Genomic DNA, 23659 nt, shown 5'->3' on the forward strand with positions numbered 1-23659 from the left:
CTTGGTATGAACTGGACCAGCGGCAACAGTTTCTCGAGATTTTGGGCGTGCCAGGCAGTGGCGATGACGAAGTTCGTCAAGCACTGATCGACGACCGTCTGCGCAAACAGGCGATGCGTGAGGCAGGCATTCAAGCCGCCCCAGAAGATGTTCAAAACGGGATTGACGAATTCGCAGCACGCGGAAATCTTTCATCGGAACAGTTCTTGCGGTTACTGGGTGATGCTGGCATCGCACAGGAAACCGTACGGGACTTCATTGCCGATCAAATTTCGTGGCGGGATTTCATAAGTTCTCGATTTATTTCTCAGGCGCGTCCCAGCGACGAGGAAATCGATCGCGCAATGGGACAAGGTGGCGGCGGCGGGCTTCAGGTGCTGATGTCAGAAATAATTATCCCTGTGACGCCACAAACGCTGCCGCAAGTCGAAGCATTGGCAGAAGAAATTGCGCAGGTTTCTGGGCAAGACGCGTTTTCCGCCGCTGCAACACAATATTCTGCAGCTGCAACTCGGGAAAACGGCGGTCGTTTGGAATGGTTGGCGATCACAAGCCTGCCGCCTGCGTTACAACCTGTCATTTTAGGTCTTCAAAACGGCGAGATTACCGATCCTTTGACGTTGCCCAATGCAATCGCATTGTTTCAGCTTCGCGGCATTCGCGAGGTGGCAACGGGCACTCCGCAGTACTCCAAGATCGATTATGCGATGTATTTCATGCCTGGTGGCCGAAAAGCGGAAGGCCTGGCCCGGGCCGCAGAGCTGAAAGAAAACATCGACACCTGCGACGATCTTTATGGAATTGCAAAAGGGCAACCAGCCGGGGTGCTTGAACGAATCTCAGCTAGTCCTTCTGAAATCCCGCGAGACGTTTCCTTGGAGCTGGCAAAACTTGACGCGAACGAGGTATCTACGACGCTGACCCGCAACAACGGTCAATCGCTGGTTTTTCTGATGTTGTGCAGTCGAACCCGAGACATGGGCGAGGAAACCTCGCGTACTGACGTTGCAAACGCATTGACACAACAACGGTTGGAAGCATTTGCCGACAGCCTTCTGCAACAGCTTCGCGCAGATGCCACAATTGTAGAACAATGATACGCCCCATTGCACTTAGCTGCGGCGAACCAGCTGGGATCGGGCCCGAGATTGTGGCAAAAGCGTGGGGCGAACTAAAAGACAGCTGCCCATTTATCTATATTGGTGATGCAGACCATCTACCTGAAGGTGCCCCGTTTGTTCGCCTAGACAACATTGCCGATGCAAAACAAGTAAGTTCACACGCCGTGCCTGTACTGCAGATGAATTTCCCAGCACCTAACGTACTGGGGCACCCAAACCCAACAAACGCACCCCGAGTGGTGGAAGCAATACAAAGAGGCGTCGAATTGGTGCAATCCGGATCCGCTTCTGCGCTATGCACAGCGCCTATCAACAAACAAGTTCTCATTGACGGCGCGGGGTTTTCTTATCCAGGTCATACAGAATTTCTGGCGGCCCTCGGTAGTCGTGACCGCGTGGTAATGATGTTGACCAGTGACCAACTACGCGTCGTCCCAGCCACGATCCACATCCCATTGTCTCAAGTTTCCAATGCCCTCACCCCAGATGTGTTGTTTGACACAATTGAAATCACCGCCAAAGGGCTGCAGTCTCAGTTCGGCATTCCAAATCCTCGTATAGCCGTCACTGGATTGAACCCGCACGCAGGCGAAGGCGGCAAAATGGGCACTGAAGAGCTGGACTGGATTGCCCCATTATTGGCAGAGCTGGCCCCCGGCGACTACAGCGTGAGCGGTCCACATCCCGCAGACACCATGTTCCACGCCGCCGCTCGCGCGAAATATGATGCAGCGATTGCCATGTACCATGATCAGGCCTTAATCCCGATCAAAACACTGGATTTCGACCGCGGTGTTAACGTCACGCTTGGATTGCCGTTTATTCGCACTTCGCCGGATCACGGAACTGCACTCGACATTGCCGGGAAAGGTGTCGCTAACCCCACCAGTTTGATTGAAGCTCTGCGTCTTGCACAAAAGATGTCGCAAACCCAATGATTTTACGTCCGGTCAGAAAATCTTTTAAGCGCGACAAAGACTTTCTGGCGCAATGGCTCAGCCCAGCGCAAAGGTAAGTCGAACATGAGCGCAATCGACACCCTACCCCCGCTGCGAGACGTCATAGCGACCTATCAGCTGTCGGCTCGAAAATCTTTAGGCCAGAATTTCCTGTTGGATCTAAATCTGACGGCCAAAATTGCTCGTCAGGCTGGGGACCTCGCTGAATGTGATGTTTTGGAAATAGGTCCCGGCCCGGGCGGACTGACCCGAGGGTTATTGGCCGAGGGTGCCCGTAAAGTAGTCGCGGTTGAAAAAGACACCCGCTGCATTCCTGCGTTGAACGAAATAGCCGAAGCATATCCGGGTCGATTGAAGGTCATCAATGGAGACGCGTTGGAAATTGATCCATTGGCGCATCTTAGGCCGCCGGTCCGGATCGCGGCCAACTTGCCATATAATGTAGGGACAGAACTTTTGGTCCGCTGGTTGACACCACCAAAATGGCCGCCATTTTGGCAGAGCTTAACGCTAATGTTCCAACGCGAAGTTGCAGATCGGATTGTCGCGCAACCCGGCAGCAAGGCGTATGGTCGACTGGCGATTCTTTCGCAGTGGCGGACAGATGCCCGCATTGCAATGTCATTGCCGCCTTCTGCGTTTACTCCACCACCGAAGGTTTCAAGCGCAGTCGTTCACCTTCAAGCGCTGCCGGAACCTCGCTTTCCTTCTGACGCGGCCACACTCTCGCGAGTCGTCGCCGCTGCATTTAATCAACGACGCAAAATGCTGCGTGCGTCCCTCAAAGGCGTGGCCCCTGATATCGAGGACCGCCTGATCGCCGCAGGGATTAAACCTACCGATCGCGCAGAACAAATCCCGCTGGAGTCTTTTTGCGCACTGGCGCGAGAAATCCGCAAATCATGAATCAAAATGACCTCGGAACGGAAACCAAGGTCATTCGAGCATTTAAACTGGTCGGGCTTACTCTGCCGCTTCCGGAGTATCTCCGTTGTCAGCAGGGGTCTCCTCTGGCGTAGCCTTTGGCTTTCGAGCGCGCGGTCGCCGTACTGGTTTTTCCTTACGCTCTTTTTCCTCAGATGCCGCCGGGGTCGCATCCTGACTTTCAGGCGTTTCAACCAAACCGCTTTCAGGTACCGCTTGCTCAGCGTTGAAGTCCATGACATCTGGTTGCGGCGCTTCGGCCAGGTCAGCCTGGCGCGCAGCTTCACGTTCCTGACGCTCCGCCCGTTCGCGGTCGCGCTCGGCCTGACGTTCACGATTCTGCCGTTCTTGCTCTTCTCGGCGCGCTTCGATTTCGCGCTGCGCCTCACCTAGCAAGCGCAGGTAATGTTCGGCGTGCTGTTGAAAGTTTTCCGCAGCAACACGGTCATTCGACAGTTGGGCATCGCGCGCAAGCTGATTGTACTTGTCGATGATTTGCTGCGGGGTACCACGTACCTTACCTTCTGGCCCAGAGCTGTCGAAAACACGGTTTACAACATTGCCACCAGATGGACGATTTCGGTTGTTCTTGGCCCGCGAGCGGGATTTAGAGGATCTCATCTTACTTTACGTCAGCCTTATCAATTCGCTGTCTGCCGACCCTTAACTCACATCATTCTGAGGCATTTGCCGTGACGTGTGGTCGACTTTTTTGGGCTTGATGTCAGGGGCTCGCTGCAAAAGCGTCGGCCTCTCCGACTACACTGAGTAAGCATGTCCTGAGCTTTCAGACAAGGGGTTTATGAAAAATTTCGCAGCTTTTTTACATGAACCGGCGCTTTTCAGCCTCACTTTGGCGATTCAATGAGGTAATCTTGCCCCAACTACCCGGTCACGACCATCCAGATCGGGGATCACGCGAACATCCGCCAATCCCGCTGCGTCAAACAAGGCAGAAACCGCAGCCCCCTGTGTGGGCCCAATCTCGACAAGAATCCGTCCGCCGGGCAATAGATAATCAGGGGCCGACGCGGCGATTATGCGATAGGCGCCCAATCCGTCACCTTCGTCTGTCAAAGCCATGCGCGGCTCGTGCTCTCGGACTTCGGGGGACAGTTCCCGCATCTCATCCGACGAAATATAAGGTGGATTCGCTACAATCAGGTCGAAAACTCCATCGACATCGGCAAACCAGTCCGATTGATGAATTTCGACCCGTTCCTGAACGTTGTGCAATACTGCATTGGCACTGGCTTGCAGACAAGCCGCCTCACTCAGATCGACGCCAACACCTACCGCGCTGGCACGCTCTGCCAACAACGTGATCAGGATACAGCCCGAACCGACGCCCAAATCAAGCAGGTAGTCAAACGGTTCGCTCAACGCGGCCTCTATCAGCGTTTCGGTTTCTGGGCGCGGATCCAGAACGTCGCGGCTGACACGAAAGTCGCGGCCATAGAACTCACGCTCACCCAATAAATGTGATACCGGGACCCGAACCGCGCGCAAGGAAACCAGCGTGTCGTATCGTTCGGCTATGTCCGGAGCCAACTCTTCAGGAGCGATCAGCGTAACCCGGCTTGCCTCAATCCTTGCTGCGTGTGCCAAAAGAAGCCGAGCATCCCGAGCGGGATCAGGCACACCTGCTGCACGCAAACGTGCTGTCGCAGCGACCATCGCCTGGGCTGCCGTCAGAGCGGCAATCATTTCGCCATCTCGGTCAATAACCGCGCCTGATCGTCCGCGGTCAACGCATCAATGACTTCGTCTAAATCACCTTGCAAAACCTGATCCAGTTTATACAGCGTCAAGTTAATCCGGTGGTCCGTCATACGGCCCTGGGGGAAGTTGTATGTTCTAATCCTCTCGGACCGATCCCCCGACCCGACTTGACTAGCGCGATCAGCCGAGCGTTCGCTGTCAATTCGCTGGCGTTCCAGATCGTACAGGCGGGTTTTGAGCACCTGCATCGCGATTTCGCGGTTGCGATGTTGAGACTTCTCAGAGCTGGTTACAACCAAACCGGTCGGTAGATGGGTTATCCGAACCGCCGAGTCGGTTGTGTTTACGTGCTGACCTCCGGCACCTGAGCTACGCATCGTATCAATACGAATGTCATTGGCATCGACCTGGATGTCCACATCCTCGGCCTCGGGCAAAACTGCAACTGTGGCCGCGGAAGTGTGGATGCGCCCGCCACTTTCGGTCTCGGGTACACGCTGTACTCTGTGGACACCTGATTCGTACTTCATCTTCGCAAAGACACTGTCACCCTTGATATGGGCTACGACTTCCTTGAATCCGCCAAGATCCGACGCCTGCTCTTCGATGATCTCGAATTGCCAGCCGTGATTTTCCGCATAGCGTTGATACATTCGCAGTAAATCTGCTGCAAATAGTGCCGCCTCGTCACCGCCTGTTCCGGGGCGGATTTCCAACATTGCTGGGCGGGCATCTGCGGCGTCCTTAGGCAGAAGCGCAAGTTGTAGAGCATGCTCGGCTTCTGGGATACGAGTCTGAAGGCCTGGAATTTCTTCTTCTGCCAATTCCTTCATATCGGGATCGGATAACATCTCTTCGGCTTCGGCCAAATCTGCAACCAGTTGCCGCCACGCCATAATCTGATCAACCACAGGCTTGAGGTCAGAGTATTCCTTGGCCAACGCTGCAATATCCCCTCCCGCTGCGCCATCGGCCATGGCTGCTTCGAGGTATTGAAAACGTTGGGTGATCTGCTCAAGACGTTCTTCGGGGATCATCCGGGCGGTGTCTATCATTCGGGGGCTTGGGTCAAGTGCCGTCGGTGTGTTAACATTTGCGGCATGAAACTAATTTTCCTTTTATTGACCCTTTTCGCGACCTCTGCGGGCGCCGATGTTATCGGCCCCGGGGGTAAAGTTCAGGACTGCTATTGCACCGACACATCCGGCAGCCGTATCGAATTGGGTGAACTGATATGTCTGCAGGTTGATGGCCGTATGTTTACCGCTCAATGCCAGATGTCGTTGAACGTCCCAATGTGGCGCGAGGTTCAGGAAGGGTGTTTGTCTTCAGGGTTGCAGCAAAGCCAACCACCCGTCGACCCGAGCACGGTTAACTCCAAAATCTGATTTTCCAAATCTCAACCGTGCACGGATGCGTAAGGTGTTTCCATCCTGCATAGCGGTGGTGTAGTCAGGAAATCCAATCACTCTGGTGCGGGTTATGTAGGTAACCATCCCATCGTCCACCGACCCGGCAAGCACTCGAGTACGCGGCGTTTCGCGGGCGATTGCATCCAAGCGCGCAAGCCCGTTCGGTCCGGTTTCAATCACGCGGAATACGCTTCCCCGATTGTTTCGGTCAGCCTTACCCAACGGTGCCACGTGCCAGCGGTCCGGATGCGAGGGCGCCAACCGTACGTAAGCGCCGGCCAAAACTACTAACCCCACAAATAAAAAAAGGCCCAACTTGAACATTCCTGTCGCACGCTTTGTAAAAAACTATTGGGAATTACTGTCGGAACAAGGAGTAATACCAACCCTTATCGTAACGTTACTCCCGGCAATATGCACAAGAGCTCAAAAAGCAGGTTCGCAGCAGTCAATGCGGTGTTGCCAGACGGATCATAGGGTGGCGATACTTCGACCAGATCGCACCCAACAACGTTTACTCCGCCCAGTGCATGGATCAGTTGCAGCGCCTGAGGTGTCGTTAACCCTCCGATCTCTGGGGTTCCAGTTCCCGGCGCATAGGCTGGGTCCAGACTGTCGATGTCGTAGGTGATATAAACCGGATGGTCTCCGATTGTCTTGCGGATTTGTGATCCAATCTCCGTCAGGTTCTGCTGCCACAACTCCCACGCTGGAAAATGGCGGAATCCCCACCCCTGCGCCTCGGTAAAGTCGCTGGCCGCGTAACCGGAACCGCGAATCCCAATCTGAAAGGTTCTGTCCGGGTCGATCAGCTTTTCCTCGTAAGCGCGTCTGAAAACGGTGCCATGAGCTTCTTTTTCACCGAACATCTCATCATTTACATCCGCATGTGCGTCTACATGAACTAATGCGACAGGTCCGTGCTTGGCTGCAATTGCTCGCAAGATCGGCAAGGTAATTGAGTGATCCCCGCCCATGGCCACAGGGATTACGCCCTGTTCCAGAATCCCTTCATAGCTTTCCTTTATGATTGACAGACTGTCGGTTAGCGAAAATGTGTTGATCGCCAAATCCCCTATGTCCGCAATTTGCAGACTTTCAAACGGGGCAGCAGAAGTAGCCATGTTGTACGGCCTGATCATTGCGCTTTCACTGCGAATTTGTTTCGGCCCGAACCGAGTGCCAGACCGCCATGAAGTACCGATATCCATCGGGATACCCAGTATTGCAACATCCAGCCCGGAAAGCGAGGAAGCCTGCGGTAAACGCATGAACGTGTTCGGCCCGGAGAACCGTGCCAAATCGTTTCCACTGATCGGTTGGTTGAATTTGGTCGTTGTCATAATCTCTCCTGTCCGGGCTGACCGCTTTTCATCAGCGATACCCAACTCATGGCTAACCAATAGTTAAGGCTTGGTCGAACAAGCGCATAAATTGTCAATGTTTATGCCGCTATGTCAGCTTGTTCCAACCAAGAAGGCAAATAATCTGAGTGGCAGCATGTGCTCCCGCAACCGCGGTTGCACCAGATGTGTCAAACGGAGGCGAGACTTCAACAACGTCCCCGCCCTTTATATTAATGCCAGCAACGTCGCGAAGAATGATTTGGGCTTGAATGGAACTGAGCCCTCCCCAAACAGGGGTGCCGGTTCCTGGTGCAAAGGCTGGATCAAGGCAGTCAATGTCAAAGCTGAGGTAAACTGGATGGCCACCTAGAATGCCTTTGATCTTTTTTGCAACTGCGGCTGGTCCGGCCTCATAAACTTCACGCGCGTCGATGATATTTACCCCAAGCGTATCTTCATTATTGGTCCGTATGCCGACTTGAACCGACCGGGCTGGGTCCACAATCCCTGACTTAACTGCTTTGTAAAACATGGTTCCATGATCCACACGTTCCATGTTGTCATCTGCCCATGTGTCAGTATGAGCGTCGAATTGAAGCAAGGACATCGGTCCGAATTTCTCGGCATAAGCCTTCAAAATCGGGAAGCTGATGTAGTGATCACCGCCCAAGGTGACGGACGCGACATTGGCCTCCAATATGGTTCGGATATGGTTTGTCAAAGTGTCAGGAAAGGCAGGAATATTTGCATAATCGAAAGCGATGTCGCCATAGTCAACGATTGCCAAGTCGCTCAAAGCATTGAAAGGCCAGCCATAAGGCTCATCAGGTGATTGCAATGTACTGGCCTCACGGATCGCACGTGGACCTAGCCGCGTGCCTGGGCGATTGGTAACGGCCTGATCAAAAGGCACACCTGTAACTGCAATATCCACCCCGGCCAGATCTTTGGTGTAAAGGCGGCGTAGAAACGAAGTTGCCCCGCCGAACGTGTTTTCATGAGACAACCCCTTTAGCTCGGGATTGGTGAATGCCTCGTCCACGAATTTCTTAGAATCTTCTAGTGACATTTCCCTAGGGTCCTATTCATCTGTGAAATCAGCCCGAAGGCTGTACGCTTTTGCCCAGCTGCGTTGGGTTTCTGAAACCGACGGCTTCGACCTCATCGAAAAAGTTGCATCCCGGGGCGACGCAACTTAGCGAGTTATCCTGGTATGTCGATGACCTACAAACGGCCGCGTTGTTTGCAATTCGGCTCAAGACGGGCATCAAGGCTGGACTCCTGATCTTTACTGCGGAATTGATGCATCTGACACCGGAACGAAAGGGTTCGCAATGGTTGAAAATCCGCTGATCCACGACAGCGAAGCAGGTATCGAGCGTCTATTGGAAATTATGCGCCGCCTGCGTGATCCGAAAACCGGTTGTCCGTGGGACATTGAACAAGACTTTTCCACTATTGCGCCTTACACGATCGAAGAAGCTTACGAGGTAGCAGACGCTATCGACCGGCAGGCTTGGGACGAACTGAAAGGTGAACTGGGTGACTTGCTATTCCAATCGGTTTTCCATGCCCAAATGGCTGAAGAAGCGGGACATTTCACCTTTCAAGACGTCGTGCGCACAATGTCTGACAAGATGGTTACGCGCCATCCGCATGTGTTCGGCCATGAGTCTCGAGAAAAATCTGCCGATCAACAGACGCGCGACTGGGAAACTATTAAAGCGGCGGAGCGTGCAGGCAAGGAACAGAAGGGCGCGTTGGACGGTGTCGCCGCCAATCTGCCTGCCCTTCTTCGAGCGCATAAGCTGCAAAAACGGGCGGCGCGTGTGGGCTTTGATTGGCCAGACACCAGCCATGTGCTGGCCAAAATCACCGAAGAGGCAGCCGAACTCGAGGAAGCCCGGAACAGCATGGATTCGGATGCTCTCGAAGACGAATTCGGCGATCTTTTGTTTGTAATTGTGAACCTTGGCCGCCATCTGGGAATCGAACCCGAAGCGGCCTTGCGCCGAACCAATGCCAAGTTCACCCGTAGGTTCGAACAGGTCGAGGCGAGACTGGCCGATCACGGAAAGATGCCTTCAGACAGCACGTTAGAAGAAATGGATGCGCTTTGGGATGAGGTGAAAACCGAAGAGCATCGCGCCAACGGCAAACTCCCGCCTGTGCAGGCGATATCCGACGCTTGAACAGACTGGACAAGGACGATGGCACTTGCGAGTGTCCGCCCTTCAAGACCCCGGAGACAAAGCATGGCACCGCGCAAAATCATCATAGATACCGACCCCGGACAAGACGACGCCGTCGCAATCCTTTTAGCGCTGGCAAGCCCGGAGGAAATCGAGGTTCTCGGCATCACCGCTGTGGCAGGTAATGTGCCACTGGAACTTACCGCCAAGAATGCGCGAATTGTTTGTGAACTTGCTGATCATACCCACATTCCTGTTTATGCAGGGTGCGACCGTCCCCTGAACCGTGAGTTGGTGACGGCTGAGCATGTTCATGGCAAAACTGGCCTTGATGGACCAGTCCTACCAGATCCGCAGATGCCGCTGGCAGATGGACATGCGGTTGATTTTATTATCGAAACACTGCATGCGCATGATTCGGGGACTGTTACACTGTGCCCGCTGGGTCCACTGACGAATATCGCCACGGCCTTTCAAAAGGCCCCGGATATCGTCGACCGCGTTCAGGAAATCGTACTTATGGGAGGGGCTTATTTTGAAGTTGGCAACATTACCCCTGCCGCCGAATTCAATATTTACGTTGACCCAGAAGCGGCTGAAGTTGTGTTCAATTCAGGTGCGCACATTGTAGTCATGCCGCTGGATGTCACCCACGATGCGCTGGTTACACAAAAACGAAATGAGGCCTTTCGCGCCTTGAATTCAAAAGTCGGGCACGCTGTGGCTGAGATGACCGATTTTTTCGAGAGGTTCGACAAGGAAAAATACGGTTCTGAAGGGGCGCCATTACATGACCCATGTGTCACAGCCTATCTGATACGGCCCGACCTTTTTTCGGGCCGACATATCAATGTGCAGATCGAAACCCAGTCTGAATTGACGATGGGAATGACAGTGGCCGACTGGTGGCGCGTAACCAAACATCCACCGAACGCAATGTTCATGGGTGAAGTGGATGCCGAGGGTTTTTTTGCACTGCTTACAGAACGGCTGGCGCGACTATGAGCGCCGCGTTGAAGCTTGCCCGCCCAGAAGACTTAAATCGCTTGATGGACCTGGTAACAGCTTTCCACGCCGAGCACGGCATCGACCAGGACCAAGACAAACAGCAAAAGGCGATTCTGCCCTTACTGGAAGGTATTCCGCATGGATGCATCTACTTGATCGGTCCAAGCCGCGCACCTCTAGGGTACATAATCATAACTTTCGGCTGGTCAGTAGAATTTGGCGGAATGGATGCATTTGTCGACGAGATTTACATTCGGCCTGCTGTCCGCGGACGTGGTATCGCCACCGAAGTTTTGCACGATCTCCCCAAAGCACTGTCAGGAGCCGGGTTGACGGCTTTGCACCTGGAAGTGGATCGCGCCAACGAAACAGCGCAAAGCCTTTATCTACGTTCGGGTTTCAAACCTCGTGACCGTTATATGCTAATGAGCAAAAGGTTTTAGCGGGATTCACCGCGGAATATTAGACCCGGATTGTACATTTCCTGAACTGGATCATTTTGCGACACCTCCATGCCTGTTATCGGATAGGTGCCTGGACCTGCACATGCGGTCAGAATTCCAACGGAAAGTATTGAAATTACGAGAAGGATTCTTGAAGCAGACATCGCGTTCTCCTTTCTGCAATACAGTCAGAATAAACGATCCAAGCTTAGTCAAATAGGAACAAGTTCACACATAATCGCTCGATAGGAAAAATATTTTGAACAAATCCGGTAATTCGTACTCTTTGGCCTAAGTCACAAACAATTCTGCTTCATTGCCCGCTCCATTCTGCTGAATTGCTTACTGACGCGATCCGGATTTGGTAGCTGCTTTAACTTTTCGGTATTGTTGTTGCCTGTGTACCAAGCATCAAAAGCAGTTCTTTAATGTCGTCGTCCAGAACCTGATCGGCAACCTGGTAGGTACACAGGCACTCCTCCATCGTGATCTGGCCGCTGGGATCATCCGCAACCATCCGCTCGCATACTGCTTCGGGCGGGGGGCCGGCCAAGGTTGCCTGGGGAAGAAGGTAAAGGGCCGTAAGCCCAAATATTCGCTTCATCGTAGTCATCTAAATGTCCTCGAAATGAATTGTTAATCGTGTTCCAGGTAAGAATGGTTCCTATATCAAAGCGGCTAACTTCAAGTGTACCGAAATATTTCCGCAGCAGCCAATCTTCTCAGAAGTTTTCGGGATTGCAGGTCCATTTCCGCTGAGACGCGAACAATAAAAAACCGGCCCGCACGTGCATGGGCCGGTTTCTCGATGAGAAATAAATTAGATCAGCGTTTCAGAATAGAAGCACCAGCGTATTCAGCGACTTCGCCCAATGACTCCTCGATCCGAATCAGCTGGTTGTACTTCGCCAGTCGGTCGGACCTCGCCAGAGAACCTGTTTTGATCTGACCACAATTAGTTGCAACGGCCAAATCCGCAATCGTTGCATCCTCAGTTTCGCCGGACCTATGCGACATGACGTTCGTAAAGCGCGCGCGGTGGGCCATATCGACTGCACGCAGTGTCTCGGTCAACGAACCGATCTGGTTAACCTTGACCAGCATCGAGTTTGCGCACCCACGTTCAATCCCTTCGGCCAGACGCGTCGGATTGGTGACAAACAAGTCGTCCCCCACCAGTTGTACTTGTCCTCCAATAGCGTCTGTAAGAGCTTTCCAGCCATCCCAGTCATCTTCGGACATGCCATCTTCGATCGAGATAATCGGATAGTCATTGACCAATGCAGAAAGATATTCCGCATTTTCCTCTGAAGTCAGGCTTTTGCCTTCACCGGACAGAACATATTTCCCGTTTTTGTAGTACTCGGTCGCGGCGCAATCCAGCGCCAGATGGATTTCTTCACCCGGCTTAAATCCCGCCTTTTCAATTGACTTGAGGATGAAATCCAAAGCCTCGCGGGTAGAGGCGATATTTGGGGCGAAACCACCCTCATCCCCGACACCAGTTGCCAGTCCTGCCGCTGACAACTCTTTTTTTAGGGTGTGAAAGACTTCGGACCCCATGCGCACGGCCTCGCGGATATTCGCGGCCGAAACCGGCATAATCATAAATTCCTGAATGTCGATTGGGTTGTCCGCGTGTTCACCGCCATTGATGATGTTCATCATGGGTACGGGCAAAATACGCGCCGAAGTGCCTCCGACGTAACGGTACAGCGGCTGAGTCGTAAAGTCCGCAGCAGCCTTGGCAGTCGCAAGCGATACGCCCAAAATTGCATTGGCGCCCAGACGGCCTTTGTTCTCTGTTCCGTCCAGCTCGATCATTGCGGTATCGATTGCCACTTGTTCGGTGGCGTCGAAACCAACCAGTTCCTCGGCAATCTCGCCATTTACGGCAGCCACCGCCTCTAGCACGCCCTTGCCCAGATAGCGCGACTTGTCGCCATCGCGTTTTTCGACCGCCTCATAAGCTCCAGTAGATGCACCCGATGGTACGGCGGCGCGGCCCATGGTGCCGTCTTCCAAAATCACATCGACCTCGACGGTTGGGTTTCCCCGGCTGTCCAGAATTTCGCGTGCGTGGATGTCGATAATTGTGCTCATGATCCCGATCCCTAAAGATGCCTTCGGTTGCATGCCTCATAGCACCACCGGGCGAAAAGTAAACCAGCTTTGTTATCGCTAACATCAACACATTCCGACCGTTTGCGGTAGCAACATGCCGATTGCTCTTTCCCGCAACGAGCCGTCAGCCCGAAACCAAGAACGCTTGCGCCAGCTTGCGCTCGCGAAAAAACGTGTAAATCCCAGACCCAATAATCAACACCGCACCGGTCAAAGTCAGCAAATCCGGACGCTCACCAAACATGAGCATTCCTGCAGCGATCGAAAAAACCAATCTGGTGTTGCGGAAGGGTGTCAAAGCTGAGGCCTCTCCTGTCCGCATGGCAACCACGATTCCGCAATATCCCAATACTCCGAACCCGATTGCGCCAATGTAGAACCCGATCTGGTCAGATTGGATCGGAGTGAATGGTTGAGCAGAGAATTTCGCCAAAATCACACCAATTACACCGACTGCAACATAGGCTTGCAAAGCAACAACAGACGTAGCCACGCGACTATCCAGTTTCCGTGTGATGAGGTCGCGTGCGGCAATGGCGACCACGCTCGCAACAACGAAAAGAGCCTCGGGCTGAAAGCCCGCCAGTCCGGGTCGGATGATTATCATGACACCAATAAACCCGACACCAATCGCGCACCAACGACGCCATCCAACCTGTTCGCCCAAAAAAAGAGCCGCACCCATAGTTACCGCCAAAGGCGTCGCCTGAAACACCGCCGCTACGGTTGACAGTTCGACCACCGCCAACGCGGTCACAAAAGCAATAGCACCGAGGCCTTCGGAAGCCGCCCGGGCCAAAGGCAAAACTTGCCACGCCATAGGGTCGAAGATTCGCTTGCGTGTTGCAATGGACAGTGCCGTCAATAAAAGCCCTCAGACCACGCCCAAAACAACCATGATCTGCCCTGTTGAAACGCTATCCAGCAAACGCTTGATAAACATGTCTTCAAGCGAAAAGGCCGCCATAGAAGCGACGATCAGCAATATGCCTTTTACATTGTCCATCAAAGTGCCCAAGTTGTTATGCCTAGAATCCGACATCTCAGGGGCACAAGAACCTTATATGGCAAAATGCGACAAGCGGTATTGCAGCAAGCTCAATGAATTAAAATGATGCTACCCATCGCTTTTCTCAATGAATCAATCCTTGTCCAGCGGTACACCGTAAAGTTCCAACCGATGGCCCTTTAACTTATACCCCAGCTTGGCTGCGATTTTTTCCTGCAAGGCTTCTATTTCAGGATCCACGAACTCGATCACTTCGCCGGACTGCACGTCAATCAAATGGTCATGGTGATCGCGTTCCGCATCTTCGTACCGGGCGCGACCGTCGCCAAATTCCAAGCGCTCGAGAATCCCTGCCTCTTCAAACAGTTTAACCGTGCGATAAACAGTCGCGATGGATATTCCTGAATCCTCAGCAGAAGCACGGGCGTAAAGTTCCTCGACATCCGGGTGATCCTCGCTCTGCTGTAGCACATGCGCAATGGTTCGGCGTTGACCTGTCATACGAAGGCCTTTGGCTTCGCAACGGGCGATGATCGTGTCGGACATTCGGATCCTCGGGATTATTCGGGATTCTGTCTTAATATGTATGTTCTGGTTTCACCACAGTCGATTTCGATCGCGTCCACCAGAAGTTCATGGGCCTCTTTTTAGATCCGCCCATACTGGCAGATGATCCGAAGCGATATGCGCGGGTCGGGCATCATGCACGCCATGTCCGCTGGCCTCTAGGCCCTGCCCCAAGGCTATGCGGTCCAAAGCGCCAAGCGGCTGAGCCGCAGGAAAGCTGGGTACGGGTGGCAGAAACTGCATATCTGGGGCCAAATGATCAAGAACGGGTTGACGCGACCACTCATTAAAATCCCCGGCCCAAACGGTCGGCATCTGATCCAAATCGGCATCAAAGCGTCGGATATGGGTGATTTGCTGTCGGCGCGACGCGTGCAGCAGGCCCAAGTGCATTCCCATTACCCGCAGCGGTCCTATCTGGGTTTCAAACTCTACCCTCACGGCGCCGCGAGGTTCGAAGCCCGGCAGTTCATGATGGCCGGTTTCCCTCACCTCAATGCCCTGCCCTCTCCAAATGACCGCATTGCCATGCCAACCCAGGCTGCCTGCCCCGCCCAGGTCAACGATCTGCCAACCCGCCTCGTCCAGCATGAAATGCGGAAGGGCAGCCGGACGCGGGGGTAATCGTTTATCAGCCTCTTGCAGAACGACAATATCTGCCTGCAATCCATCCAGCACTTGCATGATACGCTGCGGCTGTCGGCGAAAATCAAGGCCAACGCATTTTTGGATATTGTAGCTGGCCAGTCGCAAAGTCGGCGCAGACGTCATTTGGGCACAAGTTCCGTTCTGAATAGTTTCCACAAAATGTCGCAGATTTTACCCCCGCAGTGAATACCAACCGAAGCCCTGACTAAGTTCCGCAAAACGTCGCCTGAACAATTTCATTTTCGGTAGGAGGGCGTTTTAGATCAGCTGCCTCACGGTTATCGCTGTATGGAAGAGCCAGAACCGAATTTAACCGGTGGAACAGAGTGTAGTCGCCTTGCACTGCCGCTTCGATCATTTCTTCTACACGGTGATTGCGCGGTATGAACGCTGGATTTACCTTCAACATCACGCTTGATGGGTCTTCTTCGTGACGAATTCGTTGCCTCCAGCTTTCAGACCAGTCATCGAAAACGTTAGGGTCAGTGAACTGATCTCGCGCTTGCTCGGTGCCAAGCGCCCGGAATGTATTGGTGAAGTCGGCTTGATTGTTTGCCATCCTGGTCAAGAGGCCGGAAATAAGTTCCAAATCCCCGTCTTTTTGGTTCGTCAGACCAATCTTTGCACGAAAGCGATCAAGCCACTTTTGCTGGAGTAAATCTGGCATAGCGTGAACAATACCTGTCGCCTCCTCAACAGCGGCCTCTTTGTCTGGCATTTGCTGGATCAAAGCAGTCGCCAGTTGAGCTATGTTCCAAACGGCGATGTCCGGCTGGTTCGCGTAGGCATAACGCCCCATTTGGTCAATCGAGCTGAAAACGGTGTTTGGATGGTAACTGTCCATGAACGCGCAAGGGCCATAATCGATTGTCTCACCAGCTATCGAGCAGTTGTCGGTGTTCATTACCCCATGAATAAAACCAACGCCCATCCAGAGTGTAATCAAGTTTACCTGCGTATCCCGGACGGACCGAAGTAACCCCATTGGTCCGTCGGCATCAGGATAGTGGCGCGATACGGCATATTCCGTCAGTTTTTGCAGACTGTCCAATTGCCCGCGGGCCGCAAAAACCTGAAACGTACCAACCCGAAGATGGCTTTGGGCCACGCGGGTCAGAACAGCTCCGGGTAGCGGGCGTTCGCGCAGCACAAATTCGCCTGTTTCCACCGCAGCCAATGCGCGCGTCGTCGGAATACCCAATCCGTGCATTGCTTCGGACACAACATATTCACGCAAAACCGGTCCCAGCCACGCTCGACCATCACCTTGTCGGGAAAACGGAGTGGGTCCTGATCCCTTCAGTTGGATGTCCCGTCGAACCCCGTCTGATCCAACTGTTTCACCCAGCAACACGGCGCGACCATCGCCTAATTGTGGGTTGTAGTGCCCAAACTGATGTCCTGAGTACAACTGGGCCAAAGGTTCGGCACCATCAGGAATTTTGTTTCCACCAAAAGCCTCGGCCATTTCCTGAACGTCCCCGGGCGATACCCCCATGATGCGCGCCAAATCGGCGTTAAAGGCAATAAGGCGGGGTGCCTGGACAGGCACAGGTGCTTGGCGCGCGTAAAATGCGTTCGGCAAACGTGCATAACTGTTGTCAAATGGGATCGTTAGGGTCATGCAGTAAACATATGGTCCGGGGCTACAAATGCCATACCTGATAATGCAGCCTCGTTTATAAACGCGACCATGCTAAAGAGCCCGAAATGACAGCACAAGAAATCATCGAACGTCTGAACCTGCAACGTCATCCCGAAGGTGGCTGGTTTTCCGAAACATGGAGAGCTGATAATCCCGGTCGCGCGACTGGCACATGTATTTATTTTCTGCTGCAGGCGGGCGAGCGAAGCCACTGGCACAAGGTCGACGCCACCGAAATCTGGTTGTTTCACGTAGGGGCGCCGTTGATTTTGTCAATTAGCGAAACGGGTCAAGGCCCCGCACATGACCACGTTTTAACGCCAGACCTTGACCAAGGGTTCCCCCAATTGATTGTCCCGAAAGGTCATTGGCAAGCCGCACGCAGCACCGGGAAATATACGCTTGTCAGTTGTGCGGTTTCGCCTGGATTCGAATTCGGCGGCTTCGAACTGGCCAAACCAGATTTTGACATTCCGCGTGCTTAAATCCATGGATCATCGCGCCCTGATAGCCGCAATTCCTACCGAAGCGAAAGATCAACTGCAGCTACGTTCAAACGTTGTTGGATTAAAGCACCTTGCTGCCTACCTTGCGCTACTGAGCTTAACCAGTACCGGCATTTTTCTAAAAATACCATTTTGGCCTCTGCTTATGTTGCCTCAAGGAATACTCTTGGTGTTCCTGTTCACGCTCAGCCATGAGTGTACTCATAAAACGCCATTCAAATCGGAATGGCTCAACGAAGTTGTGGGGCATTTTGTTTCCGTCCCAATCTGCCTGCCTTTTACATGGTTTCGGTATTTCCACCTTGCGCACCATAAGTGGACGAACCATCCGCAAAAGGATCCGGAACTGGGCGGCAAGCCCAGACCTGACAATTGGCGCAACATGTTCGTCTACCTCAGCGGGTGGCACTACTGGTCTGGTATGATGATTACGCTCGCCAAGAACGCGTTGGGCCAGATAGGAACTGAATACCTGCCAAAGCGTCGCTATCGCGAAATCAGGATCGAGGCCCGAATAATCTTGGTCTTATACGTGTTTGCGGGCTTTAGCTTGTTTTTCTCACCGGCGCTCTTTTATTTGTGGCTCGCGCCTGTACTTCTCGGCCAGCCGTTTCTACGCATTTATCTTTTAGCAGAGCATGGCCTCTGCCCGCCAGTTGCCAACATGCTAGAAAATTCCCGAACCACATTCACCAATCAGGTGATCCGTTTTCTTGCCTGGAACATGCCCTATCATGCGGAACACCACGCGTTTCCAAACGTTCCATTCCATCAGTTGCCTGAGCTTCACAAATGGACGCATCAGCATTTGAAGTCCACGTCTAATGGGTATTCGGAATTTACCGCTGATTATATGCACGCTCTGGAGCGCTGACGGTCCCACCCCCAACCAGAGCTTTAACTCCTGTAGTGCCCGGGCATGAGGTTGGCATACCGCGGGCGACGCGCACTGCCAGATAGGCAAAGGCCTGAGCCTCAAGCATATCTCCATCCAGGCCCACTGCTTCGACCGGCAACACCGGACAATCCAGCGACACGCGTAACATTTCCATTAGAACCGGGTTGTGCCGCCCTCCACCTGTCACCAGCACGCGTTTGGGTGCCTTTGGGCAATGCTCCATCCCCTGAACAACGGCCGCTGCGCACATTGCTGTGAGTGTAGCCACTGCATCGGGATTGCTAAGCTCTTTGACCAATTCAATCATTTCTGAAAAATCATTCCGATCCAGAGACTTAGGAGGCATCCGAGAAAAATACGGCTCAGCTAGAAATAATTCCAAAGCGCCGGTTTCTACATCGCCGCCACGAGCCGTCTCGCCGTTTCTGTCCATGGGCAATCCAAGGCGCTTCTGCATCAGGTCGTCCACCGGCGCATTTGCTGGCCCTGTGTCAAATGCCAACAAAGCGCCGGGTTCTTCTGGGTTATCGAATGACGGGTTTACAAATGTGAGATTTGCGACTCCACCAAGGTTCAGGAAACACAATGGCTCCTCGGCACCAATCCATTTCGCGCAAGCAAAATGGAAAAACGGTGCAAGAGGTGCTCCCTCGCCACCCAGAGCAACGTCGTCGCTGCGAAAGTCCCAAACAACTGGCAGACCCAAAGCCTGGGCAAGCCCCAACCCGTCGCCAACCTGCAATGTTCCACGACCGCGCGGTTCGTGTGCAAGCGTCTGACCGTGAAACCCAATCAACTCGACATCCTCGAATTCCGAAAGCACCTCGGCATGGGCCTGTGTAACCATTAGCGCTGCAGCATCAACTTCAGGTCCATGCCAACGTTCCAAAGCGGCCCTAAGAGTTGCTCGCTCGGAGTCCGAATAAGCCCGATAGCCGGTTTGGCCAAAGCCAAAAATCGACTCACCATCCGTCACGACAACCGCAGCGTCCACTCCGTCAAGCGAGGTACCGGACATAGCCCCCAATGCTCGCACCGGGCCCGAACCTTTGGTGTTCCATCTGATGTGTTTTTTTTGCATGTCTGGTGACAATATCCTGTGTCGGCCGTCAACGCACACAACCTTACGACGCGGCGCCTACAAATTGCACGTTGGCAGGATCACGATGCAAGGCGATTAAACTCAAATATCACACATATTTTTTCGATCGCGGCTTGGGTTCAACAGATTTGTTTCGAAGTTTACCAATCGGTGGTTTGTAAAAAACAATCGAACATCGGCAAGACCAATTCGAATTTGCGAATTGGGACCTTTTGCTTGGTGATTTCGCCGCACATACAGTGCCCAGAAACACCAATCCCGAGGCACAATATGACCTAACACCCCAAGTGAGGGACTCCATCGCCACGATGATGTGGTTGGGCCGTCTCTTCGATTCGCTCAAGGCTGTTAAAGTGTGCCTCGGACCTCTTAGCCCATTGCAAAAAGAGCGAAAACACGATGAATGTCGCAAACAATCTGAAACTTGGTAAATTAACCGAACAACGTTTTGAAACCTAGCCCTACCAAAAAAGGGGAGCTGACTTTCACCAGGCGTCTAACAATTCAGGTTAGGCGCAGCAGCATCAAAGTCATTTATGCAAGACTATGGAACCCTAAAACCAAATGTGTCTTGCGGCGCGTTTACTTGATGGCGCGGTATCGAACAGCCACTACCCGCTTTTATTCACAAGCCCGAGAGTTTTTTTAGTTGAGGAACTAGCGAGCGGTTACCGTCGACGCAAAAAAGCCTGACAACTGCGTATCAGGCCAAGGTTACGCAAAGATTGACGGCATCACTTCCGTTACCAACTTTGTTGCCCTCATTGAAAAACGCGGAAACCGCGCTTTTGAGTTTGAGAGATTTTTGGATAGAAGTGTTGCGCGCTCTTGTGTAACGACAAACGGAAACTACGTACCGTTTCACGTGATGTGTAACGCTTGAAAGGTAAAGGGTAATGAGTAAAACCTGCCCTAAATGCGAAAACGCCATTACCAACGCCCGCGCCATCTATTGCAGCAGCAGATGTCGTGTGCAGGCATTGCGCGATAAACGCCGCGCCGAAGGATTGACGGCCCGTGGGAAACCTCGCTTGGTAGGTTTTGTCCATAACTATGGCGATGATGCGGCAGAATTAAAGACTCTCGAGGGAAAGTTACAATTCGCTTCAGATTTTATCGAAGACGCAGGCGACACGGCAAAGTGGGACAAAATGGACGATGATGAAGTGGGTAAGGCTTTCGCTGCCGCAACCTACGCCATCGATCTTTTAGTTAAACTGCAAAACGAATGCAGAAAGCGGCGAGAGGAACTAGAAATTAACGAGGAAGACCCCTACTCGCTGGACCCAGTATATCGGTTAGACTCAGCAGATGGCGAACACGACCGTTTCTCAATTCATCCAACCAACTGGGACAATGACACCGATGCCATGCTGGAACGGATAATGGCAGGCGCTGTGTTCGGTCTGTTCCGTGACAACGATGACCCGCGTATAGATGAAGAAGACGAAGGTCCCGACTATTACGATTTGGGATACTGGAAAGACGGTGTTCTCTACCACGGCATTGAGAACGAGGTTGCACTTCCCGATCCGTCTTTGGATGACCTGTTCGACCATTTGTACAATTGGGGGCGGCACCCGAAACTCAAAGCCGACGATTACAAACTCTGGGTGCAGACATGAGAAACGTTGCCCGCATGCACACCCGCCGGCCCGTCGAGACCGAAACGCAGCCCTCGCGCAGCCCTCGCGCAGCCCTCTGACTGGTGTCGCTTGGGTAGGAATGTAGATTTTAGTTGGGTTCGCAAAGATTGCTGCACTCACTTGGTAAAATAGTCCGCCCTTGCAGCCATGGCATAAAAAATCGAAGCATCTTCCGCGCAATTCGAGCACAAACTCCCGAGTGAACGAGGCGGGAGTTGCATCCTTCATTCAGCGGATTGAATCTATTTGCGGATGCCAGAAGCATCCCAATAACGCGACCGCTCCTGTTACCCCAAAGCGGGCGCTTCGGGAACACGCGCTGGGCATACGGAGAGTAAGCTTTTCCAGGGTACGCATTGGAAAGCGCCCCTTCGGTAGGTAGCCACTCCTGAGCAGTAGCAATGGATCCCAACGCTGATTGTCTTAGAATGGGCAAGGCGTTCGTAAGAGACTTGACGAGCTTCATGACAAATTCCTCCCTATTTATTCAAATTTGCATCGCAAGTTTAAAGCCGAATAGCTTTGATCAATATCAACACATGAAAGGTGGGCGCGTTATAGACGCAATATGATTTCTTTCTCACGCTCGCCATGGTCTTGTCGGTCTTGTCAGAAGAACTTGTCTTAATGTGGACAGAGTGGTTCGTTGCACCGGTCCATAACTAAACGATCGCCAATCAAGTATATTAAGACGAGCCCCTAAATCACTCAATTTGCTGCTTAGCATGCAGCCCATTATCCGTTTCTTTGCGCTCGTGATTAAACTGCAGCTTTGTCCTGTGTGGATGGCTCCTGCAAAGCAAGACTTTTTCCGTGAGGGGTGTTTGGTCAGAAGCGGCCTTGTGTCCGGCCTGTTTGCGCGCTGCGTCTGACCGCTGGCCCTGATGGGTTCCGCAGACAGGGTCCCATTCTGCAGAGCGGACACGTGAGGTCCGGGACAAGGCACGGTGTGTCTTGATCGTTGGGCTGACCATGTCCATCACATCCTGCGTCTTGTTATTTGGTTGATCCTTTCAGTCGTTACGCGGTTCTGACCTTGTAGTCCTGCTCGCGCGTCAGCACCGCCCTGATGATCCGCGCCGTTTTGTTGGCCATTGCGACGGCTGCCAGCTTTGCGGGCTTACGTTCAAGGATTTCGGAGAACCAAGGATCGAATTGATCAGGTCGGTGTCTGATCTGCTTGATCCGGGACGTCATGCCGAGCACCAACAATCGGCGGATGTAGCGGTCTCCCATCTTCGAGATGCGTCCCAAACGTTCCTTACCGCCACTCGATCGGTTGAGCGGTGTGAGGCCGAGCCAGGCCGCGAGGCTGCGCCCGTTTGAGAACTGACGCCCGTCCCCGATCGAGGCGACGATGGCGGAGGCGGTGATCGGTCCGACGCCGGGGATCGTCCGCAGGCGGGCGACGCGCGCATCAAGGGGTGCAGCCCGGTTCAACTGACGACCGTACCAGAGTACCCGGCGGTGCAGAGCCACGAGCTGGTGGCTGAGATTGGTCACGATATCCCGGGCCGGGTCCGGCAAGTCCTGTTCAACGCCTTCAAAACAATGCTTCGCAAAGGCTATGGCGTGGCCGGCGCCTTGCCGAACAACAATCCCAAATTCGGCCAGCACACCGCGGAGCATGTTCACGATCTGCGTCCGCTGACGGACAATCAGGTCCCGTACACGGTGCAGCGCGAGGACCGCTTGCTGGTCCGGCGTCTTGATCGCCACGAACCGCATAGACGGCCGTGTCACCGCCTCGCAGATCGCTGCGGCATCGATCGCATCCGACTTGCCACGCTTCACATAGGGCTTCACATAGGCCGGCGGGATCAGGCGCACCTCGTGTCCGAGCGTTGCAATCTCCCGCGCCCAGTAATGGCTCGTCCCACACGCTTCGATTCCGACCAGGCAAGGCGGCAGGCCCTCAAAGAAACGATGCATTTGCGCGCGCCGAAGCGAACGGTTGAAGACGATCTCGCCCACCTCAGTGACGCCGTGAACCTGAAAGACATTCTTGGCCAGATCCAGGCCAATGGTGGTAACTTGCATGGGGTGGCTCCTCTCTCGCTGATGACATCACCTGCACTATGGCGCATCGCGACGCCGATGGAGCAGGAGCCATCCACACCATCTGCAGAGCGGTCGCTCATGTCGCCGCGCAGCAAACGACCACTCTGAGCCCAATACTGACGCTAATTAGGCTTGTGAGCGCAGTTCCGTAACGAATGATTGCTTGAGCCCATGATATTAGGTTTGGCAGCATTTAGCTAAAACGCTGGCTCTTGATGGTGCGGTTCTCCTAGAGTGTTCGAATTAGGATGAAACGAGGGAGGAAAATTATGCTCGATACGACATTGACGGGTCAAACACAGGCATTTCTCGATTCTTTTGGTACA

The 23659-nt window shown here is 53.3% G+C and carries 26 protein-coding genes; 10 read left to right on the forward strand and 16 right to left on the reverse strand.

The window, feature by feature from the left end; genetic code table 11:
- From AC2FNV_RS18605 to rsmA, 3 genes are all read left to right on the forward strand, one after another.
- The coding region (locus tag AC2FNV_RS18605; RefSeq protein WP_496774106.1) for a peptidylprolyl isomerase at nucleotides 1-1097 on the forward strand (1097 nt) is incomplete at its 5' end.
- The gene (pdxA, locus tag AC2FNV_RS18610; protein WP_170607681.1) at nucleotides 1094-2059 is read left to right on the forward strand and encodes a 4-hydroxythreonine-4-phosphate dehydrogenase PdxA; all 966 of its coding nucleotides are present in this window, start codon (nucleotides 1094-1096) and stop codon (nucleotides 2057-2059) included. The genes AC2FNV_RS18605 and pdxA, both read left to right, overlap by 4 nt.
- A gap of 84 nt (nucleotides 2060-2143) precedes the next feature.
- Nucleotides 2144-2986, forward strand: coding sequence for a 16S rRNA (adenine(1518)-N(6)/adenine(1519)-N(6))-dimethyltransferase RsmA (gene rsmA, locus AC2FNV_RS18615; protein ID WP_170477900.1), 843 nt, complete (start codon nucleotides 2144-2146; stop codon nucleotides 2984-2986).
- Nucleotides 2987-3043: 57 nt separating this feature from the next.
- Here rsmA and AC2FNV_RS18620 read toward each other — a convergent pair whose 3' ends face one another.
- The 3 genes from AC2FNV_RS18620 to prfA form a co-directional block, all read right to left on the reverse strand.
- Complete coding sequence (locus AC2FNV_RS18620; protein ID WP_170477902.1) at nucleotides 3044-3625, reverse strand: DUF4167 domain-containing protein; 582 nt, start codon at nucleotides 3623-3625, stop codon at nucleotides 3044-3046.
- A 240-nt stretch (nucleotides 3626-3865) separates the two neighbouring features.
- Nucleotides 3866-4711 (reverse strand): peptide chain release factor N(5)-glutamine methyltransferase, encoded by an 846-nt coding sequence (gene prmC / locus AC2FNV_RS18625; RefSeq protein ID WP_170607679.1) that lies wholly within the window; start codon nucleotides 4709-4711, stop codon nucleotides 3866-3868.
- Nucleotides 4708-5763: a peptide chain release factor 1 gene (gene prfA / locus AC2FNV_RS18630; protein WP_170607882.1), complete on the reverse strand. Its 1056-nt coding sequence runs from the start codon at nucleotides 5761-5763 to the stop codon at nucleotides 4708-4710. Before prfA ends, prmC begins: the two co-directional genes overlap by 4 nt.
- Before the next feature lie 63 nt (nucleotides 5764-5826).
- Here prfA and AC2FNV_RS18635 point away from each other — a divergent pair, with 63 nt between their 5' ends.
- A complete protein-coding gene (locus AC2FNV_RS18635; RefSeq protein WP_254442611.1) occupies nucleotides 5827-6114 on the forward strand; it encodes a hypothetical protein in 288 nt (95 codons plus the stop codon).
- On the opposite strand, the gene AC2FNV_RS18640 is transcribed toward AC2FNV_RS18635, so the two are convergent.
- The 3 genes from AC2FNV_RS18640 to speB (AC2FNV_RS18650) form a co-directional block, all read right to left on the reverse strand.
- A complete protein-coding gene (locus tag AC2FNV_RS18640) occupies nucleotides 6055-6462 on the reverse strand; it encodes a DUF1499 domain-containing protein (RefSeq protein ID WP_170607677.1) in 408 nt (135 codons plus the stop codon). The genes AC2FNV_RS18635 and AC2FNV_RS18640 overlap by 60 nt on opposite strands.
- Before the next feature lie 65 nt (nucleotides 6463-6527).
- Nucleotides 6528-7481 (reverse strand): agmatinase, encoded by a 954-nt coding sequence (speB, locus tag AC2FNV_RS18645; RefSeq protein WP_170607675.1) that lies wholly within the window; start codon nucleotides 7479-7481, stop codon nucleotides 6528-6530.
- Between the two features lie 109 nt (nucleotides 7482-7590).
- A complete protein-coding gene (gene speB / locus AC2FNV_RS18650; RefSeq protein WP_170607673.1) occupies nucleotides 7591-8553 on the reverse strand; it encodes an agmatinase in 963 nt (320 codons plus the stop codon).
- A gap of 265 nt (nucleotides 8554-8818) precedes the next feature.
- Here speB (AC2FNV_RS18650) and mazG point away from each other — a divergent pair, with 265 nt between their 5' ends.
- The 3 genes from mazG (at nucleotide 8819) to AC2FNV_RS18665 (ending at nucleotide 11127) form a co-directional block, all read left to right on the forward strand.
- The gene (gene mazG / locus AC2FNV_RS18655) at nucleotides 8819-9676 is read left to right on the forward strand and encodes a nucleoside triphosphate pyrophosphohydrolase (protein WP_170477914.1); all 858 of its coding nucleotides are present in this window, start codon (nucleotides 8819-8821) and stop codon (nucleotides 9674-9676) included.
- A gap of 63 nt (nucleotides 9677-9739) precedes the next feature.
- Nucleotides 9740-10681, forward strand: a complete 942-nt coding sequence (locus AC2FNV_RS18660; protein ID WP_170607671.1) for a nucleoside hydrolase — start codon at nucleotides 9740-9742, stop codon at nucleotides 10679-10681.
- Entirely contained in the window at nucleotides 10678-11127 is a 450-nt protein-coding gene (locus tag AC2FNV_RS18665) for a GNAT family N-acetyltransferase (protein WP_170477920.1), read from the forward strand. The genes AC2FNV_RS18660 and AC2FNV_RS18665 overlap by 4 nt, the downstream gene beginning before the upstream one ends.
- Here the strand turns inward: AC2FNV_RS18665 and AC2FNV_RS18670 are convergent.
- The 8 genes from AC2FNV_RS18670 to AC2FNV_RS18705 all read right to left on the reverse strand — a co-directional run bounded on the left by AC2FNV_RS18670 (nucleotide 11124) and on the right by AC2FNV_RS18705 (nucleotide 17099).
- Nucleotides 11124-11291: a hypothetical protein gene (locus tag AC2FNV_RS18670; RefSeq protein WP_170607669.1), complete on the reverse strand. Its 168-nt coding sequence runs from the start codon at nucleotides 11289-11291 to the stop codon at nucleotides 11124-11126. The two genes, AC2FNV_RS18665 and AC2FNV_RS18670, sit on opposite strands and share 4 nt — an antisense overlap.
- Nucleotides 11292-11500: 209 nt before the next feature.
- Complete coding sequence (locus AC2FNV_RS18675; RefSeq protein ID WP_170607667.1) at nucleotides 11501-11740, reverse strand: hypothetical protein; 240 nt, start codon at nucleotides 11738-11740, stop codon at nucleotides 11501-11503.
- Between the two features lie 212 nt (nucleotides 11741-11952).
- On the reverse strand, nucleotides 11953-13230 hold the full coding sequence (gene eno, locus AC2FNV_RS18680) for a phosphopyruvate hydratase (protein ID WP_170607665.1): 1278 nt from the start codon (nucleotides 13228-13230) through the stop codon (nucleotides 11953-11955).
- Between the two features lie 145 nt (nucleotides 13231-13375).
- Nucleotides 13376-14116 (reverse strand): DMT family transporter, encoded by a 741-nt coding sequence (locus AC2FNV_RS18685; protein ID WP_496774112.1) that lies wholly within the window; start codon nucleotides 14114-14116, stop codon nucleotides 13376-13378.
- 9 nt (nucleotides 14117-14125) lie between these two features.
- Nucleotides 14126-14257, reverse strand: coding sequence for a hypothetical protein (locus tag AC2FNV_RS18690; protein ID WP_302478006.1), 132 nt, complete (start codon nucleotides 14255-14257; stop codon nucleotides 14126-14128).
- Between the two features lie 135 nt (nucleotides 14258-14392).
- Entirely contained in the window at nucleotides 14393-14806 is a 414-nt protein-coding gene (locus tag AC2FNV_RS18695; protein WP_170477931.1) for a Fur family transcriptional regulator, read from the reverse strand.
- A gap of 87 nt (nucleotides 14807-14893) precedes the next feature.
- The gene (locus tag AC2FNV_RS18700; protein WP_170477934.1) at nucleotides 14894-15598 is read right to left on the reverse strand and encodes an endonuclease/exonuclease/phosphatase family protein; all 705 of its coding nucleotides are present in this window, start codon (nucleotides 15596-15598) and stop codon (nucleotides 14894-14896) included.
- Between the two features lie 82 nt (nucleotides 15599-15680).
- Nucleotides 15681-17099 (reverse strand): protein adenylyltransferase SelO, encoded by a 1419-nt coding sequence (locus tag AC2FNV_RS18705; protein ID WP_170607663.1) that lies wholly within the window; start codon nucleotides 17097-17099, stop codon nucleotides 15681-15683.
- An 86-nt stretch (nucleotides 17100-17185) separates the two neighbouring features.
- On the opposite strand from AC2FNV_RS18705, the gene AC2FNV_RS18710 reads away from it, so the two are divergent.
- Both AC2FNV_RS18710 and AC2FNV_RS18715 read left to right on the forward strand, forming a co-directional pair.
- Nucleotides 17186-17605 carry a cupin domain-containing protein gene (locus tag AC2FNV_RS18710; RefSeq protein ID WP_170607661.1) on the forward strand — a complete coding sequence of 140 codons (420 nt, stop codon included), beginning with the start codon at nucleotides 17186-17188 and terminating at the stop codon, nucleotides 17603-17605.
- A 4-nt stretch (nucleotides 17606-17609) separates the two neighbouring features.
- Nucleotides 17610-18500, forward strand: a complete 891-nt coding sequence (locus AC2FNV_RS18715) for a fatty acid desaturase (RefSeq protein ID WP_170607659.1) — start codon at nucleotides 17610-17612, stop codon at nucleotides 18498-18500.
- Here AC2FNV_RS18715 and AC2FNV_RS18720 read toward each other — a convergent pair.
- Nucleotides 18466-19605, reverse strand: coding sequence for an anhydro-N-acetylmuramic acid kinase (locus AC2FNV_RS18720; protein ID WP_170607657.1), 1140 nt, complete (start codon nucleotides 19603-19605; stop codon nucleotides 18466-18468). The two genes, AC2FNV_RS18715 and AC2FNV_RS18720, sit on opposite strands and share 35 nt — an antisense overlap.
- Nucleotides 19606-20522: 917 nt before the next feature.
- On the opposite strand from AC2FNV_RS18720, the gene AC2FNV_RS18725 reads away from it, so the two are divergent.
- Nucleotides 20523-21251: a hypothetical protein gene (locus AC2FNV_RS18725; RefSeq protein WP_170607655.1), complete on the forward strand. Its 729-nt coding sequence runs from the start codon at nucleotides 20523-20525 to the stop codon at nucleotides 21249-21251.
- Between the two features lie 1041 nt (nucleotides 21252-22292).
- On the opposite strand, the gene AC2FNV_RS18730 is transcribed toward AC2FNV_RS18725, so the two are convergent.
- A complete protein-coding gene (locus AC2FNV_RS18730; RefSeq protein ID WP_170607653.1) occupies nucleotides 22293-23312 on the reverse strand; it encodes an IS110 family RNA-guided transposase in 1020 nt (339 codons plus the stop codon).
- Nucleotides 23313-23659 lie beyond the last annotated feature (347 nt).

It is taken from the genome of Ruegeria sp. BHSA163, from assembly GCF_059613365.1.

Coding starts and splice junctions, on each gene's coding strand:
- mazG (WP_170477914.1), top strand. CDS start 8,819: ATGGTTGAAAATCCGCTGATCCACGACAGCGAAGCAGGTATCGAGCGT.
- AC2FNV_RS18725 (WP_170607655.1), top strand. CDS start 20,523: ATGAGTAAAACCTGCCCTAAATGCGAAAACGCCATTACCAACGCCCGC.
- prfA (WP_170607882.1), bottom strand. CDS start 5,763: ATGATCCCCGAAGAACGTCTTGAGCAGATCACCCAACGTTTTCAATAC.
- speB (WP_170607675.1), bottom strand. CDS start 7,481: ATGACAACGACCAAATTCAACCAACCGATCAGTGGAAACGATTTGGCA.
- AC2FNV_RS18730 (WP_170607653.1), bottom strand. CDS start 23,312: ATGCAAGTTACCACCATTGGCCTGGATCTGGCCAAGAATGTCTTTCAG.
- AC2FNV_RS18700 (WP_170477934.1), bottom strand. CDS start 15,598: ATGACGTCTGCGCCGACTTTGCGACTGGCCAGCTACAATATCCAAAAA.
- AC2FNV_RS18710 (WP_170607661.1), top strand. CDS start 17,186: ATGACAGCACAAGAAATCATCGAACGTCTGAACCTGCAACGTCATCCC.
- speB (WP_170607673.1), bottom strand. CDS start 8,553: ATGTCACTAGAAGATTCTAAGAAATTCGTGGACGAGGCATTCACCAAT.
- AC2FNV_RS18640 (WP_170607677.1), bottom strand. CDS start 6,462: ATGTTCAAGTTGGGCCTTTTTTTATTTGTGGGGTTAGTAGTTTTGGCC.
- AC2FNV_RS18660 (WP_170607671.1), top strand. CDS start 9,740: ATGGCACCGCGCAAAATCATCATAGATACCGACCCCGGACAAGACGAC.
- AC2FNV_RS18720 (WP_170607657.1), bottom strand. CDS start 19,605: ATGCAAAAAAAACACATCAGATGGAACACCAAAGGTTCGGGCCCGGTG.
- AC2FNV_RS18620 (WP_170477902.1), bottom strand. CDS start 3,625: ATGAGATCCTCTAAATCCCGCTCGCGGGCCAAGAACAACCGAAATCGT.
- AC2FNV_RS18690 (WP_302478006.1), bottom strand. CDS start 14,257: ATGGACAATGTAAAAGGCATATTGCTGATCGTCGCTTCTATGGCGGCC.
- rsmA (WP_170477900.1), top strand. CDS start 2,144: ATGAGCGCAATCGACACCCTACCCCCGCTGCGAGACGTCATAGCGACC.
- AC2FNV_RS18715 (WP_170607659.1), top strand. CDS start 17,610: ATGGATCATCGCGCCCTGATAGCCGCAATTCCTACCGAAGCGAAAGAT.
- eno (WP_170607665.1), bottom strand. CDS start 13,230: ATGAGCACAATTATCGACATCCACGCACGCGAAATTCTGGACAGCCGG.
- AC2FNV_RS18705 (WP_170607663.1), bottom strand. CDS start 17,099: ATGACCCTAACGATCCCATTTGACAACAGTTATGCACGTTTGCCGAAC.
- AC2FNV_RS18670 (WP_170607669.1), bottom strand. CDS start 11,291: ATGTCTGCTTCAAGAATCCTTCTCGTAATTTCAATACTTTCCGTTGGA.
- AC2FNV_RS18665 (WP_170477920.1), top strand. CDS start 10,678: ATGAGCGCCGCGTTGAAGCTTGCCCGCCCAGAAGACTTAAATCGCTTG.
- prmC (WP_170607679.1), bottom strand. CDS start 4,711: ATGATTGCCGCTCTGACGGCAGCCCAGGCGATGGTCGCTGCGACAGCA.
- AC2FNV_RS18675 (WP_170607667.1), bottom strand. CDS start 11,740: ATGACTACGATGAAGCGAATATTTGGGCTTACGGCCCTTTACCTTCTT.
- AC2FNV_RS18635 (WP_254442611.1), top strand. CDS start 5,827: ATGAAACTAATTTTCCTTTTATTGACCCTTTTCGCGACCTCTGCGGGC.
- AC2FNV_RS18695 (WP_170477931.1), bottom strand. CDS start 14,806: ATGTCCGACACGATCATCGCCCGTTGCGAAGCCAAAGGCCTTCGTATG.
- pdxA (WP_170607681.1), top strand. CDS start 1,094: ATGATACGCCCCATTGCACTTAGCTGCGGCGAACCAGCTGGGATCGGG.